This window comes from Streptomyces sp. NPDC029014 (assembly GCF_055564695.1).
This window is the reverse complement of record NZ_JBVHVT010000010.1, coordinates 107913-123026: the sequence shown is the minus strand read 5'-3', so window position 1 is coordinate 123026 and position 15114 is coordinate 107913. Positions and strand designations below refer to the sequence as shown.

Below are 15114 nucleotides of genomic sequence, written 5' to 3'. Positions count from 1 at the left end.
GTGCACCACTGCGGCAGTGTTCCGGATTGCGCACGATGTCAGAGCAGGTGATTAACCGTTCATGATGTTGACGTCACGTGCGGCGCACCGTGCGCACCCGCCGGCCCGCCGCCCTGCACGGACTGCCACAGGGGCTGGAAGGCGGCCCAGGCCGCGAGGTCCGTCCCGAACCGCTCCCGCACGGCGAGCGCGTCCCGGTGGGCGATCGGCACGGGCCTGCCCGCGGCCCGTGCGACCAGCTGCACCTGCGCCGCCCGCTCGGCCGCGACGCACCACCAGGCGGCCGCGTCCACGGACCCCCCGACCGTCAGCAGCCCGTGGTGGCGCAGGACCAGCGCCTTGTACGGGCCGAGGGCCCGGGCGATGCGGCGGCACTCCGCGGGGTCGCCCGCCCCGGCGGTGTACTGGTCGACGAGGGCGTGGTCCTCGTAGAACGCGCAGGCCTCCTGGGTGACCGGGGCGAGCAGCTCGCCGAGCGCGGCGAGCGCCCTGCCGTACGGGCCGTGCACGCGGACCACGGCCACGGCGTCGGGCCGGGCCCGGTGCACGGCCGCGTGCAGGGCGAACGCCAGCTGGTTCACCCGCCGCTCCCCCTGCACCACGCGCCCGTCGCCGTCGACGAGGACCAGGTCGGCGGCGGTCAGCCCGGCGAACGCCCGCCCGAAGGGGTTCACCCAGTAGCAGTCCTCGAACTCCGGGTCGCGCGCGGTGGCCTGCCCGGCGACCCCCTCCTCGTACCCGAGGCGGCCGAACAGGCGCAGGGCCCCGGCGAGACGCTCCCGGCGGTGGGCGCGCTCCTGCGCCGGATCGGTGTGGACGGGCGGCATCTCGAAGCGCAGCCGGTCGTCGGGCACGGGCTCGGGCACGGGCTCGGGCACGGTGGGCCCTCCTCGGTCGCAGCGGTCGCCGGCTGGCGGCTGGCGCGCAAGGTACCGGCGGGGTCCGCAACCCGCCAGAGGAGGAGCCCGGAAAAGGGCGAAGCCGCCACCCCGGGCCGGGGGTGGCGGCTTCGCCGCGGGCGCAGGCGGGGGTCAGTCCCTGGGGACTACTCCCACTCGATGGTGCCCGGCGGCTTGCTGGTGCAGTCCAGGACGACGCGGTTGACGTCCTTGACCTCGTTGGTGATGCGGGTCGAGATCCGGGCGAGGACCTCGTACGGCATCCGGGTCCAGTCCGCGGTCATGGCGTCCTCGGAGGAGACCGGGCGCAGCACGATCGGGTGGCCGTAGGTGCGGCCGTCGCCCTGCACGCCAACGCTGCGGACGTCGGCCAGCAGGACCACCGGGCACTGCCAGATCTCGCGGTCCAGGCCGGCCGCGGTGAGCTCGTGGCGGGCGATGGCGTCGGCCTCACGCAGCAGGTCCAGGCGCTCCTTGGTGACCTCGCCGACGATGCGGATGCCGAGGCCCGGGCCGGGGAAGGGCTGGCGCTGGACGATCTCCTCGGGCAGGCCGAGCTCCTGGCCGACCATCCGGACCTCGTCCTTGAACAGCTGGCGCAGCGGCTCGACGAGCTCGAACTCGATGTCGTCGGGGAGGCCGCCCACGTTGTGGTGGGACTTGATGTTGGCGGTACCGGTGCCGCCGCCGGACTCGACGACGTCCGGGTACAGGGTGCCCTGGACCAGGAAGGCCACGGCCGGGCCGCCCTCGGCCTCCGCGATGATCTCGGCCTGGGCCTGCTCGAAGACGCGGATGAACTCGCGGCCGATGATCTTGCGCTTGGTCTCCGGGTCGGAGACGCCGGCCAGCGCGTTCAGGAAGCGCTCCTGCGCGTCGACGACCTTCAGCTGCACGCCGGTGGCCGCGACGAAGTCCTTCTCGACCTGCTCGGTCTCGCCCTTGCGCATCAGGCCGTGGTCGACGTACACGCAGGTCAGCTGGGAGCCGATGGCCTTCTGCACGAGGGCCGCCGCGACCGCCGAGTCGACGCCGCCGGACAGGCCGCAGATGGCGCGTTTGTCGCCGACCTGGGCGCGGATGGCCGCGACCTGCTCCTCGACGATGTTGCCCGTGGTCCACGTGGGCTTGAGGCCCGCGCCGCGGTAGAGGAAGTGCTCCAGCACCTGCTGGCCGTGCGTGGAGTGCATCACCTCGGGGTGGTACTGCACGCCGTACAGCTTCTTCTCGTCGTTCTCGAAGGCCGCGACCGGGACGACGTCGGTCGACGCGGTGACGGTGAAGCCCTCGGGGGCCTTCGAGCAGGCGTCGCCGTGCGACATCCACACGGACTGGTGCTCGGGGGTGCCCTCGAAGAGCGTCGAACCGGGCTTGCTGACGGCCAGCGGGGTCCGGCCGTACTCGCGGGAGCCGGTGTTGTCGACGGTGCCGCCGAGGGTGGTCGCCATCAGCTGGAAGCCGTAGCACATGCCGAAGACCGGGACGCCGGCCTCGAACAGGGAGCGGTCGAGCTGCGGCGCGCCCTCTTCGTACACCGAGGACGGACCGCCGGACAGAATGATCGCCTTGGGGTTCTTGGCCAGCATCTCGGCCACGGGCATCGTGCTCGGCACGATCTCGCTGTAGACCCGTGCCTCGCGGACGCGGCGGGCGATGAGCTGGGCGTACTGGGCGCCGAAGTCGACGACGAGAACCGTGTCCGGGGCGGCGTCGTGGGCGGCGGAGGGTGCTTCTGGCACGGGACGGCCTTCCGGCGGAAGAGGGGGCTGTTTTGTCAATTCTAACGGGGGACGCGCCGACCGTTTTCGTCTCACCATCCGAACCACAGAGCCGTGACGCACCGCGCCGGAGCGGTCACAGCGCCCGCCTCGGCGCGCTGATCACGTGCTGTGGACACTCATCCGTGGAGGAATCCCCTCGCTCGCGAAGGGGAGGATCTCAGCATCCGAACCGATTGGCTCGCGGCGGCGCGGCCGGTCATAATCCGAATCGTGCGCAAGCAGCTGAGCTTCCTCTTTACCTATGGCACCGGACGGTCCGGCCGCCATGGGTTCTCGTGATGCTCGCTCCGAGCCACTGACTTCCCGCAGCGCCCCGGTCCGACAGGACCCGGGCGCTGCGGCGTTCCACCGGTCCTGCGGCCCCACCGACAGGAGGATCCCGCCATGAACGCCACCACCACCGCCACCGCCGCCACCGCCTCCCCCGAGGAGCTGATCGCGGCCTCCCGCGAACGCATCGACGCCATCGACGACCGGATCATCGGCCTGGTCCAGGAACGGATGGCCGTCTCGGCCGTCATCCAGCAGACCCGGATCGCCTCCGGCGGCCGCCGGGTGCACCTCTCCCGCGAGATGGAGGTGCTCGCGCACTGGAAGGACGCCCTCGGCCGACCCGGCACCGCCCTCGCCATGACCCTGCTGGAGCTCTGCCGCGGCCGCGTCTGACGCCTGTTCGTCACCCGTCCGGCCCGTGACCGCCCCTCCGGGGCTTCGTTGGTGTGGATGGCCGCGTCAGCCAGTCGCGGGACCAGCACCACGCGTGGCTCCACCGGAGCGATGAGACGTACGGCCCGTGCGACGTGCGTCGTGGGACCTCGCTCCTCGTGTGACCGGACGGCAGGGGACAGCAGCCCGGTCACCCCGAAAGGACGGCCGGCCCAGGGGACGCCCCGGGCCGGCCGTTCGCGTGTCCGGCCGCGGTCCGGCGCCCGGCCCGCCCCCTCACCCCACCCCTCGACCCGTGTGACGGACGCCACACGCGCACGGGTGTGGCGTGGATACAACCTTCGATGCCGAACGCCTGTCACCTATGTACCGCGGCGGGTACCGCGCTCGGAGGGGGAGCGCGGTACCCGCCGCGTATCAGCCGGCCGCCCCGGTCCCGGCTTCCGCCCCCGCCGTACGCGGCGGCACCTCCGGGACCGCGAGGAACGGCAGCCGCAGCGCGCCGAACGCCTCCTTCGGCACCGCCGGACGGACCGGCTCCACCGCGGCGAGCCGCACGTAGGCCGCGCCCTGCTCCGGGCGGGGGTCCTGCTCGCCCTTGTTCGGCCAGTACGCCATCGCCCGCTCCGCCTGCGCCGTGATCGTCAGCGACGGGTTGACCCCGAGGTTCGCGGAGACCGCCGAGCCGTCGACCACCGAGATGCCCGGGTGCCCGTACAGCCGGTGGTACGGGTCCACCACGCCCTCCTGCGGCGAGGCGCCGATCGGGCAGCCGCCGAGGAAGTGCGCGGTCAACGGGGTGCCCATCAGCTCGCCGACGTTGCTGCCGGGGAAGCCGTTGATCTCCTCGGCCAGCAGGGTCGCGGCCCGGGTGGCCTCGGCGATCTGCACCGGGTTGGGCGCGCCGTGCCCCTGGCGGGCGGTGAGCAGGCCCTTGCCGGGGCCGCGGGGCCGCCGGTACGTGGTCAGCGAGTTGTCCAGGGACTGCATGACCAGGCCGATGATGGTCCGCTCCGACCAGCGCCGGTTGGACAGCGAGCGCAGCAGTTGCACCGGGTGCTTCGCGGTCCGCGCGAACCAGGCCCGGACGCGGTGGCTGTCGTACGGCACCTGCAGCACGGTCAGGAAGCCCATCGCGTTGGAGCCCCGCCCGTAGCGGACAGGCTCGATGTGCGTGTCGGCGTCGGGGTGCACCGAGGAGGTGATGGCGACGCCGCGGGTGAAGTCGGCCCGCCGGTCCGCGCCGTGTTTCCTGCGGTAGCGGCGGTCGTCGGTCTGCGCGCCGACCAGGCCCTCCGAGTTGGTGCGGGTCAGCTCGCCGAGGCGGTCCGGGATCCGCGGGAGCAGCCCGTTGTCCTTCATGGTGTGCAGCAGGGTCTGGGTGCCGTACGTGCCCGCCGCCACGATCACGTACCGGGCGCGCAGCTCCTTGGCGATGCCGCGGCGGCGGCCGTCGGTGGGGACGGTGCGGACCCGGTACCCGCCGTCGGGGTGCTCGGCGAGGGCGGTGACGGTGGTCATCGGGTGGATCACGGCGCCCGCGCGCTCGGCGAGGTGGAGGTAGTTCTCGTTCAGGGTGTTCTTCGCGCCGTGCCGGCAGCCGGTCATGCACTCGCCGCACTCGGTGCAGGCCCGGCGGGCGGGCCCGGCCCCGCCGAAGTACGGGTCGGGGACCTCCTCGCCGGGCTTGGCCGCGGCCGTGCCCTCGGCGTCGGCGCCGTCGCCGAAGAAGACGCCGACCGGGGCCATGTGGAAGGTGTCCCCGACGCCCATCTTCTCGGCGACGGCCTTGAGGTGGACGTCGGAGGGGGTCGTCGTCGGGTTGAGGCGCACCCCCAGCATCCGCTTGGCCTGGTCGTAGTACGGCGAGAGCTCCTCGCGCCAGTCGGTGATCGAGGCCCACTGGCGGTCCTCGAAGAACGCGGTCGGCGGCACGTAGAGGGTGTTGGCGTAGTTGAGGGAACCGCCGCCCACCCCGGCGCCCGCCAGCACCATCACGTTGCCGAGGAGGTGGATCCGTTGGATCCCGTAGAGCCCGAGGGCCGGGGCCCACAGGTAGTTCCGCAGGTCCCAGCTGTTCTTCGGCAGGCTCTCGCGGGTGAAGCGGCGCCCCGCCTCCAGGACGCCGACCCGGTAGCCCTTCTCGGTCAGCCGGAGCGCCGAGACCGATCCTCCGAAGCCCGAGCCGATGACGATCACGTCGTAGTCGTGGTCGTGGTCGCTGTCGTACGGCTGTGCCACTGACGCGCCTCCTTGGCGGACGGACGGGGGCTGCTAGCGCAGGCGGAGGGCCTTCATCACCTTGAGACTGCGGGTCATGAACGCCGCGTACCGCTCGTCGTCCATGCCCAGCGAGGGCGCCATGGGCAGCACCCGCTGGTGGGCGACGGTCTGTGCCTCGGTGTACTTGAGGATGCCCTCGGAGCCGTGCCGGCGGCCGAGGCCGGAGTCCTTCATGCCGCCCATGGGCGCCTGGGCGCTGCCGTAGGCGGGGGCGTAACCCTCGTTGATGTTGACGGTGCCGGTGCGCAGGCGGGCGGCGACGGCGTGCCCGCGGCGGGCGTCCTTGGTCCAGACGCTGGAGTTGAGGCCGTAGGCGGTGGCGTTGGCCTGGGCGATCGCCTCGTCCTCGTCGGTGAACCGGTAGATCGAGACGACCGGGCCGAAGGTCTCCTCGCCGCAGACCGCCATCGGCGCCTCGACGCCGTCCAGGATGGTGGGCTCGTAGAACAGCGGGCCGATGTCGGGGCGGGCGGTGCCGCCGGCGACCAGGGTGGCGCCCTTGGCGACGGCCTCGTCGACGTGCCGGGTGACGGTCTCCAGCTGGCGCTCGCCGACCAGCGAGCCCATGTCGGCGCCGTACGCGAGGGAGCTGCCGAGCCGCATGGCCTTGGTGCGGGCGGCGAACCGCTCGGTGAACTCGTCGGCGATCGAGGCGTGGACGTAGAGCCGCTCGATCGAGATGCACAGCTGGCCGGCGGAGGAGAAGCAGGCGCGGACGGCGCCCGCGGCGGCCTTCTCGACGTCGGCGTCGTGCAGGACGAGCATGGCGTTCTTGCCGCCGAGTTCCAGGGAGACGCCGACCAGGCGGGCGGCCGCGCCCCGGGCGACCTCGCGGCCGGTGCGGGTGGAGCCGGTGAAGGAGACGTAGTCGGCGTGCCGGACCACCTCGGGGCCGACGACGGGCCCGTCACCGAGGACGATCTGGAAGACCTCGGCCGGCAGCCCGGCCTCGATCAGCAGGTCTCGCGCCCACAGGGCGGTCAGCGCGGTCTCGGTGTCGGGCTTCATCACGACGGCGTTGCCCGAGACGAAGGCGGGCAGCGCGTCGCCGACGGAGAGTTCGAGGGGGTAGTTCCAGGGCGCGATCTGCCCGACGACGCCGCGCGGCTGGCGCAGCTCGGTGACCTTGGTCAGGGTGGGCATGGCACCGGTGTGGCTCTTGGGTCGCAGGTAAGCGGGCGCCCTGCGGCCGTAGTGGCGGGCGGCGACGGCGACGGCCTGGACCTCCTCGTGGGCGTGCAGGCGGGCCTTGCCGGTCTCCAGCTGGATCAGGTCGAGCACCTCGGCCTGGCGGTCCAGCACCAGGTCGTGGAAGCGGAGCAGGACGGCGGCCCGGCGGCGCACGGGGACGGCGGCCCACGCGGTCTGGGCGGAGCGGGCCCGGGCGAAGGCCTCGGCGACGTCCTCGGGGGTGGCCTCCGGCAGGTCGGCGAGCTTGTCCCCGGTGAAGGGGGTGTGGTTCGCCGTGCGGCCCGAGCCGAGCACTCCGCGGGTGAGCCGGGCGACCAGGTCGGGGGTCACCACGTCGGCCGCGGTGCGGGCCCCGGCCGGGGCCGGTGCGACCGGGTTGGTGGGCTGCGGTGCACTGCGGAGGGGGGCGGGGGCCTGCGAGTCCGTCATGGCGGTGAGCGTATTGCGCCCGACGGCCTTTGGGTACCCGTCGGTAACCGGATTTTGCCAAAACCGCCAGCGATTGCTGGCAGGATGGCCGGGGCGGGCCCGGTCAGCCCTTCTTGGCGGGCGGGGCCCAGCCGCTGAGCACGACGTCGAACTGCGCGCGGGTGGTCCCCCAGTCCGCCGCCGGCCCCGACATGTACACCGCGTACTCCGTGCCGTCCGGGGCGATGTACATCTGCTCGATGGCCCGGCGCGGACCGGCGTGCACCCCCTTCTCCGTCCAGGTGAACTCCCAGAGGGCCGCGCGGGTGCTGTCGCGGAAGGTGTTCTGGTTCAGCTTCTGCCGCTTGTAGTCGGTGCGCTGGCGCACCTGCTTCTCCAGGTCCAGCAGGTGGGTGTACGGGTTGTCGAAGTCCGGGGTGGCGTCGACGGCGATGCGGATGAAGTGCTTGCCGTTGTCCGCCGTGTAGTCGATCTGGTTGCCGTCCATCTGGCGCGTCCAGCCGTCCGGCACCCACAGGGTGAAGCCCGCCGGGTCCTTGACCTCGCTCCAGCCCGTGGGCGGGGTCGCGTCCTTGCCGTTCGTACCGTCCGCACCGCCCTGCTGGTCGGGGGCGCTCGCGTTCTTGTCGGAGCCGCCGCCCTGGTCGCCGTCCTCCCCGGTGTACTTCAGCAGGCCGAACACCGCACCGCCGCCGACCAGCGCCGCCACCAGGGCCACCGCCGCGGCCCGCTTGATCCGGCCGGCGGTCGTGTTCGGCTGCCGGGCCGCGGTGGCCGGCTCGACACCGCCGGGCAGCTCGGCCGTCCGGGCGGAGTCGGCCGGCGCCGGCCGGTCCGGCTCGGGCTCCCGTACGTCCGCCAGCTCCTGCGTCGTCACCGCCCGCGTCGGCACGTACGCCTGGGCGGACTTCGGCTCGCGGCCCTCCATCACCTCCAGCAGCATCCGCTCCGTCTCCTGCGCGGAGGGCCGCTCCTCGGGGTCCTTGCGCAGCAGGGCGGTGATGACCGGCCCCAGCGGCCCGGACTGCCGCAGCGCGGGCGGCTCGTCGTTGACGACGGCCTGCAGGCTGGAGATCGGCGAGGTGCGGCGGAACGGGGAGAGGGCCTCGACCGCCGTGTAGAGGGTGGCGCCCAGCGACCACAGGTCGGAGGCCGGGTCGGGGGCGCCGCCGGTGACGCGCTCCGGGGCCAGGTAGTCGATGGAGCCGACGATCTCGCCGGTGCGCGTGATCGAGGAGTCGCCCTCGATCGCGGCGATCCCGAAGTCGGTGAGCAGGACCCGACCGTCCCGGGCGAGCAGCACGTTCCCGGGTTTGACGTCCCGGTGCAGCACACCGACCGCATGGGCGGCCCGCAGCGCGCCCAGGACGTGCAGTCCGATCCGGGCGGCCTCCCGGGGCTCGATGCGGCCGGCCGCCTTGGCGGCCTCGGCGAGGGAGGGGCCGTCGATGTACTCCATGACGATCCACGGCCGGTCGTCGTGCTCCAGCACGTCGTGGACGGTGACGACGGCCGGGTGCTGGATGCGGGCCGCCGCCCGGGCCTCCTTCTGCGTCCGGGCGTGCAGGACCTCCCGGTCCGCCTGGACCGCGAACAGACTCGCCGTCAGCTCCTTGACGGCGACGGTCCTGTTCAGGAGCTCATCGTGGGCGCGCCACACCTTCCCCATGCCGCCGCTGCCGATGGGCTCCACGAGCCGGTACCGGCCGGCGAGCACTGCGCCCGCACCTGTCTGCTGTTCCACGAATCCCCGCCACTGTTTGCGCTTCGGGCCAGATTACGAAGTGCTCGGCGCGGCCGGTACCACGCAGGCGCGGTTCCGGCTGCACTGTGACGCAATCGCCGTACTGAGTCACCGTCAGTCCGCGCTCATCCCCCGGACTTGTAACTCCCCGTGGCCTTCTCGAAGACCTCGGTGACCTTGCCCTCGCCGTCCTGCGGGCCCGTCACCATGACGACGTGGTAACTGCCGCCGAGCGCCACGACGAAGTTCCGGGCGACGACGCTGCGGCCGTTGCCGTCGATCCACGTGTACCGGCCGGTCACCCGCAGCTGCTGGCCCACCTTGGTGCTCTTCACGTCGCCGCCGCTGGCCCAGGTGGACGAGCGGTACGGGGCCAACTCCGGCTCCTTGTCCTTCTGGTAGGTCGCCGGGTCCGCACTGCCCTCGACCTTGTCCCTACCCGGGACCACGATCAGGACGTACGCGCCGTCCGTGTAGCGGACCTGGCCCGCCTCGTTCATGCCGCGGCGCTCCCAGCCGGCCGGCACCGCGACCTCGAAGTGCTCAGGATCCTGCTGGAGGGTGTAGCCGGGCGGCGCGGGCGCCGCGGACTGCGGTGCCGCCGGGGACTCGGCCGCCCCCGACGGCGGACGGGACCCCCCGGACGCGGACGGCGAGGACTGCGGGGACGGGGCCTGCGTCCGGGCCACCGGGGTCTGGGAGGCCGTGTCCTGGCGGCGGTCGCCGTCGCCGGTGTCCCCGGGCAGGAACAGCATCGCGTACGCCACCGCCCCCGCCATCAGCACGAGGACGCCCAGCAGCAGGTTCCGGCCGAGGGCGCGGGGCCTGCGGGCCGGGGCCGGGTTGCGGTGCCGACCGTGCAGCTCGCCGCGGCGGCGCACCACCGGCAGGCGGGCCGGGTCCGGCTCGGGGGGCGGGGGCGCACCGAAGCGGTGCTCCTGACCGGGGACCGCCGCGCCCGGGCCGGAATCCGGCTCGGGCGCGGAACGGACGAGGGAGCGCAGCCAGCCGCGGAGCTCCTCGAAGTCGGGGCGCTCGGTGGGGTCCTGGCGGAGCAGCGACTCCACGACCGGGCGCAGCGGGCCGCAGTCCTCCGCGAAGGCGGGGGCCTCGGCGCAGACCATCTCGACGAGCTCGGCGACGTTGTCCTCCGGGTACGGGGCGTGGCCCTGCACCGAGCGGTAGAGCAGCGCGCCGAGCGCCCACAGGTCCGTGGCCGGGCCGACCGGGGCCGCCAGCTGCCAGGGCCCGCTCACGGTGCCCGCCTGCTCCGGCGCCCACCGCTCGGTGACGGCCCCGACCACGGCCATCCGCGTCTGCCGCGCCCGCTCGGCGTCGAGCCCGCTCCGGGGCCCGGACCGCGCGCCCGGCCCGGCCCAGCCGGAGCGGGCCGCGGGCCGCGGGTGCGGGGCGGGGGCCGGAGGCTGCGGGGCGGTGGGGGACTGCGGGGTGGGGAGGTACGCAGGTACGGGCCGGGGCTGCCCGGGCTGCCCCGGGACGTGCGCGGGCACGGGCCCGGGCTGCCCGGCGGCCTGCGCGGGCACGGGCCGGGACTCCACCGGCCGGCCCGGGAGAGGGGCGGGTACGGGCCCGGGCTGCCCGGCAGCCCGGGCGGGCACGGCCGGGGACTCCCCCCGACCGCCCTGAACGCGTGCGGGTACCGGCCCGGGCTGGCCCGGCTGGCCCGGCTGGCCCGGACGTAGGTAGGCGGCGGGGTCCTCGGCCTGGCGGTACCCCTGCGGCAGGGCGAGCTGCGCCGGCAGCGCTGGCGGCGGCCCCGCCTCCGCGCGCTGCTGCCCGGCGGGCAGCGCGGCGGTCTGCCGCCGCGGCGTGACACCGTGCCAGGCGGCTCCGCCGGGGGCCGGGGCGTCCTGGTCGCCGGCGGTACCGTCGGGGCCCGGGGCGGCCACCACCCCGTTCCCCGGGCCCGCCTGCGAGCCCGGGCCGTAGGCGTCCGGACCGGCGGTGGCCGGCGGGGCGTCTGCGCAAGCCGCGCCGGCTCCCGCGCCCGCCGCGCCGGGGTGGGCCGTGCCCGTTCCGGCTACGCGGCCGGTCGCGGAGCCCGGACCCGCTTCCAGGGCCGCGGCGGCCCGGTCTCCCGCGTCCGCCCCGGCGGCGCCCCGAGCAGCCGGACCGGCAGTGGGGTCCGCGCCGGGGTCCGGGACGCGGTCGGCGTGTCCGGCCGTGCCCGCTCCGGCGGGGGCGGCCCCCCGGCCGGGACCGGTCGCCCCGGGATCGCCGTACGGGTACGAATACCCCTGGGGCAGGTTCGAACCCTGCGGCCGCCGCTCCGGTGCGGCTTCGCCCGCGGCCTCGCGCTCCTGCGTGACCCGTGCCGCGGCGGCCCGGGCACCGGCCCGGTACGCGGCGAGGACGCCGGCCCGCGCGGCCGCGTCGAGGTCCGGCCGACCGGGAGCGATACGGTCCGCGTACCGCGGGTCGGGGGCCCGGCCGGACGCGCCCGTACCGGTGCCACCCTGCACGGGGCCCGGGAGGGCCGGACCGCCGGGGTCGCGGTGGTCCGCGTACCGCGGGTCGGGGGCGTGGTCCGGCGCGGCAGCCGGGAGGGTCGGACCGCCCTCTGCCGGCTGCCCGTCCTGCCGGGGCCCTGCCGGGACCACCTGCTGCCGGTCCGGAGTGATGTGGTCGACGTACCTCGGGCCTGCCGACCGGCCCGGCGCGGTGTCCGGGGAGCCCGGAGCACCCTCGGCCGGCTGCCGGTCAGGAGTGATGTGGTCCGTGTACCGAGGGCCCGAGGCCCCGCCCGGCGCGGGGGGCGGGGAGGCCGGACCGCCGTCGGCGGGACGGGGGGCCGTTTCGTAGCCGGGGGCCACCAAGGGGGCTCCGGCGGCTCCCGGTGCGGGCGGCGGCCCCTCCAGCGGGGCACCCTCCAGCGGGATGCGGGCGGTGCGGGGCGGGCCCGTTTCGTAGCCGGGGGCCACCAGCGGCAGGCCGGCGGGCACGGGGGCGGGCGGCGGGGTGCCCCAGCCCTGTCCCGTGTCCGGTGCGTCGTCCTGCGGGGGGACCGGGTCATAGCCGCACAGCGCGTCCTCCGCGGCCCCGGCGGCCAGGCCGGTCAGGACGACGCGCCCGTCATCGCATATCAGGACGGTCCGGACCGTGATGTTGCGGTGCGTCCACCCGTGCGCGTGCAGCACCCGCAGCGCGGTCAGCACGTCGGCGGCGACCTCGGCCGCCCGGTACGGGGTCAGCGGTTCGTCGGCCAGCAGCGCGGCCAGCGGCCGGGCCGGCACCCGCTCGCTCACGATCCACAACGACCCGCCCTCGGCGAACACGTCGAAGACCTGGTCCAGTCGGGGATGGTCGGGGACGGACGCGGCCGCCTGCGCCGCCGCGATGGCCCTGCGCACGGCCGGCAGCTCCCCCACCGCGAGGACTCCGCCGCCGCCACCACCGCCACCGCCGGTCCCGGCCCGGGCCCCGGGGGTCGCCGCGCCCGGCTCCTCGTCGAGGAGTTCCGCGTCCACGAGCTCGGGTAACGGCACCTGCCGTACGAGGACTTCCTGCCCGCTGCGCGTGTCGAAGGCGCGGGTCTCGACCAGTTCGTACTCGTCCGACGGCGGCAGCGGCAGACGGTAGCGGCCGGCCAGGATCCGACCCGCGTAGTCGTCCACTCCGCCTCCCCCGAGTGCGCTGCGGGGGCAGGTTCCCCGCTGCCCCCGTGACACGATACGTGGCCGGGGGCACCCGCGTCCCGGGCCTGCGAAGGCTCGTCAGGCCAGCGGCTGGAAGGTCTGGAACGCCACGTCGCGCATCTGGGTGCACTCCGGGCCGTCCCACTGGTCAGCCGGGCAGCTGATCATGATGGCGTAGCCGCGCTTCGCGTCGACCTTGAAGCCGCGGTTGAGCACCCGGACCCGCACACCCTTCTGCTCCCGCTCGAACTCCCAGTCCGCGACGGTCGGGTAGTCCCGGTAGGACACCGTGTCGATCCGGATCTGCTTGTAGCCCGAGCTGCTGCCGCCGACCGCCGGGGCCAGCAGCAGCCATGCCTTGCGGGCGTCGTCGCCGGGCTTGTCGGTGTAGTCGACCTGGATGCGCGGGAAGCCGCCGTCACGGCTGTATATGGCGCCGGAGTTGTCGCCGGCCGTGTCCGTCTGCTTGAAGCCCTGCGGCATCGCCATCGAGAAGTGGAACCCGAGGTCGGTCACCACGGCGTACCCCGCGGGGAGGCCCGCGCCCGGCCCGCCGGGCGAACTGCCCTGGCCCTGCCCCTGCCCCTGGCTGGTGCCGCCCGTCTGTCCGCCCTGGCCCTGCCCCTGGCTCTGGCCCTGGCTCTGCTGGCCGTTCGGGCTCTGGCCCTGGCTCGGGTCGGCGCTGGCGCCGCCCGTCTTGCCGGCGGTGGCGGCGGTCTCGCCGGGCTTGTTGGAGGACGGGCCCGGGGTCGGGTTGCCGGAGGACGACGTGCCCCCCTTGCCCTGGTCCTTCTTGTCGCCCTGGCCGTCGCCGCTGAACACGTACACGAGCAGCGAGCCGATGGCGGCCAGCGCGACGACCACGCCGGCGATCGCGAGGCCGATGGTGCGGCGGGACATGACGTCGGTGAGCGGTGCCGGGACGGGCGCCGTCCGGCCGCCGGACGCCGGGCCCCCGGCAGGGGAGGCGGCCGCCGTCGAGGCGTTCGCCGCAGTGGCGGCCGCCGTCGCGGCCGCCGTCGTCGCGGCCTTGCGGGCCGCCTTGAGGGCGGCGCGGGCCCGTTCGCGCTGTTCGCGCTCGCGCCGCTCGCGCTCCTTCTTCTCCGCCTTCTCGGCAGCCTTCTCGGCCTTCTCCGCGGCCGCCTTGGCCACCGCCTCGTTGGCCGCGGACAGGGAGATCTGGCGGGTCTCCTCGACCTCGGGGGCGAGGACCGGGGCGGCGGGCTCCGGCTCGGGCGCGTTGACCACGGCGGTCAGCATCGCCCGGGCGCGCTCCTCGTCGAGGCGCCGGGCCGGGTCCTTCACCAGCAGGCCGTAGATGACCTCGGCCAGCGGGCCGGCGTTGCGGGGCGGGTCCACCGGCTCCGTCATCACCGCCGTGAGGGTGGCCAGGGCCGAACCCTTGTCGTACGGGGGCACGCCCTCGACGGCTGCGTACAGCAGGCCTCCGAGCGACCACATGTCGGCGGGCGGGCCGGGCTTCTGGCCGCGGGCGCGCTCGGGCGAGATGTACGAGGGCGCGCCGACGAGCATGCCGGTGGAGGTGATCGAGGGGTCGCCCTCGACCTGGGCGATACCGAAGTCGGTGAGGACGACGCGGCCGTTGGAGGAGATGAGCACGTTGGACGGCTTCACGTCGCGGTGCAGGATGCCCTGGCCGTGGGCGGCGCGCAGCACCTCGAGCACGGCGAGGCCGACCTCGGCGGCGCGACGGGGCGTCAGCGGGCCCTGTTCGCGTATGAACTCGGCGAGGGAGGGGCCCTCGATGAGCTCCATGACGATCCACGGACGGCCGTCCTCGTCCACCACGTCGTAGACGGTGACGGCGCCGCCGCTGCGGATCCGGGCGATGGCCTTGGCCTCGCGGAGGGTACGGGTGATCAGGCGGCGCTTCTCGTCCTCGTCGACGCCGTTGCCGAAACGGAGTTCCTTGACGGCGACGGTGCGGCCGAGGGTCTCGTCCTCGGCCCGCCAGACGGTGCCCATGCCGCCCTTGCCGAGGACTTCGCCGAGGCGGTAGCGGCCCGCGAGGAGGCGGCCCTCCGTGCCGGCGGCCGCGGCGGCCTTGGCGGCAGCGGCCTTGACGGCGGCGGCGACGGCGTCGGCCTTGTCGATGACCGGGTTCCCCGAGGTGGTCCGGACGGCCTCGGCGGTGCTCCCGGCAGCAGCCTGCGGCTTCGCCGGCTCGGCCGCAGCCGGCTTCGGCTTCGGCTTCGCCAGGTTCGGCTTCGGCGCCGCCGGCTTCGCGGCCTCCGCCTCGACAGCAGCCGACCCACCCTCCGCAGCCGCGGCAGCAGCCGCCCTCGGCTTCGCCAGGTTCGGCTTCGGCGCCGCCGGCTTCGCGGCCTCCGCCTCGACAGCAGCCGACTCACCCTCCGCAGCCGCGGCAGCAGCCGCCCTCGGCTTCGCCAGGTTCGGCTTCGGCGCCGCCGGCTTCGCGGCCTCCGCCTCGACAGCAGCCGACT

Annotated in this window: 8 protein-coding genes; 1 reads left to right on the top strand and 7 read right to left on the bottom strand. The window is 74.8% G+C overall.

What is annotated here, in order from left to right:
- Window positions 1-59: 59 nt before the first annotated feature.
- Together ACZ4VL_RS08095 and guaA are read right to left on the bottom strand one after the other, a co-directional pair.
- Window positions 60-878, bottom strand: coding sequence for a class II aldolase/adducin family protein (locus ACZ4VL_RS08095; protein WP_468197153.1), 819 nt, complete (start codon window positions 876-878; stop codon window positions 60-62).
- Window positions 879-1045: 167 nt separating this feature from the next.
- Entirely contained in the window at window positions 1046-2638 is a 1593-nt protein-coding gene (guaA, locus tag ACZ4VL_RS08090) for a glutamine-hydrolyzing GMP synthase (RefSeq protein WP_468197151.1), read from the bottom strand.
- A 426-nt stretch (window positions 2639-3064) separates the two neighbouring features.
- Here guaA and ACZ4VL_RS08085 point away from each other — a divergent pair, with 426 nt between their 5' ends.
- On the top strand, window positions 3065-3346 hold the full coding sequence (locus ACZ4VL_RS08085; protein ID WP_468197149.1) for a chorismate mutase: 282 nt from the start codon (window positions 3065-3067) through the stop codon (window positions 3344-3346).
- A 417-nt stretch (window positions 3347-3763) separates the two neighbouring features.
- Here ACZ4VL_RS08085 and ACZ4VL_RS08080 read toward each other — a convergent pair whose 3' ends face one another.
- The 5 genes from ACZ4VL_RS08080 to ACZ4VL_RS08060 form a co-directional block, all read right to left on the bottom strand.
- The gene (locus tag ACZ4VL_RS08080) at window positions 3764-5587 is read right to left on the bottom strand and encodes a GMC oxidoreductase (RefSeq protein ID WP_468197147.1); all 1824 of its coding nucleotides are present in this window, start codon (window positions 5585-5587) and stop codon (window positions 3764-3766) included.
- Window positions 5588-5620: 33 nt separating this feature from the next.
- Entirely contained in the window at window positions 5621-7249 is a 1629-nt protein-coding gene (locus tag ACZ4VL_RS08075; protein ID WP_468197144.1) for a succinic semialdehyde dehydrogenase, read from the bottom strand.
- 103 nt (window positions 7250-7352) lie between these two features.
- Window positions 7353-8993, bottom strand: coding sequence for a serine/threonine-protein kinase (locus ACZ4VL_RS08070; RefSeq protein WP_468197142.1), 1641 nt, complete (start codon window positions 8991-8993; stop codon window positions 7353-7355).
- Window positions 8994-9118: 125 nt separating this feature from the next.
- Window positions 9119-12628 carry a protein kinase gene (locus ACZ4VL_RS08065; RefSeq protein ID WP_468197139.1) on the bottom strand — a complete coding sequence of 1170 codons (3510 nt, stop codon included), beginning with the start codon at window positions 12626-12628 and terminating at the stop codon, window positions 9119-9121.
- Between the two features lie 99 nt (window positions 12629-12727).
- Window positions 12728-15114, bottom strand: a 2387-nt coding sequence (locus ACZ4VL_RS08060; RefSeq protein WP_468197137.1) for a serine/threonine-protein kinase, incomplete at its 5' end; no start/stop codon positions are given.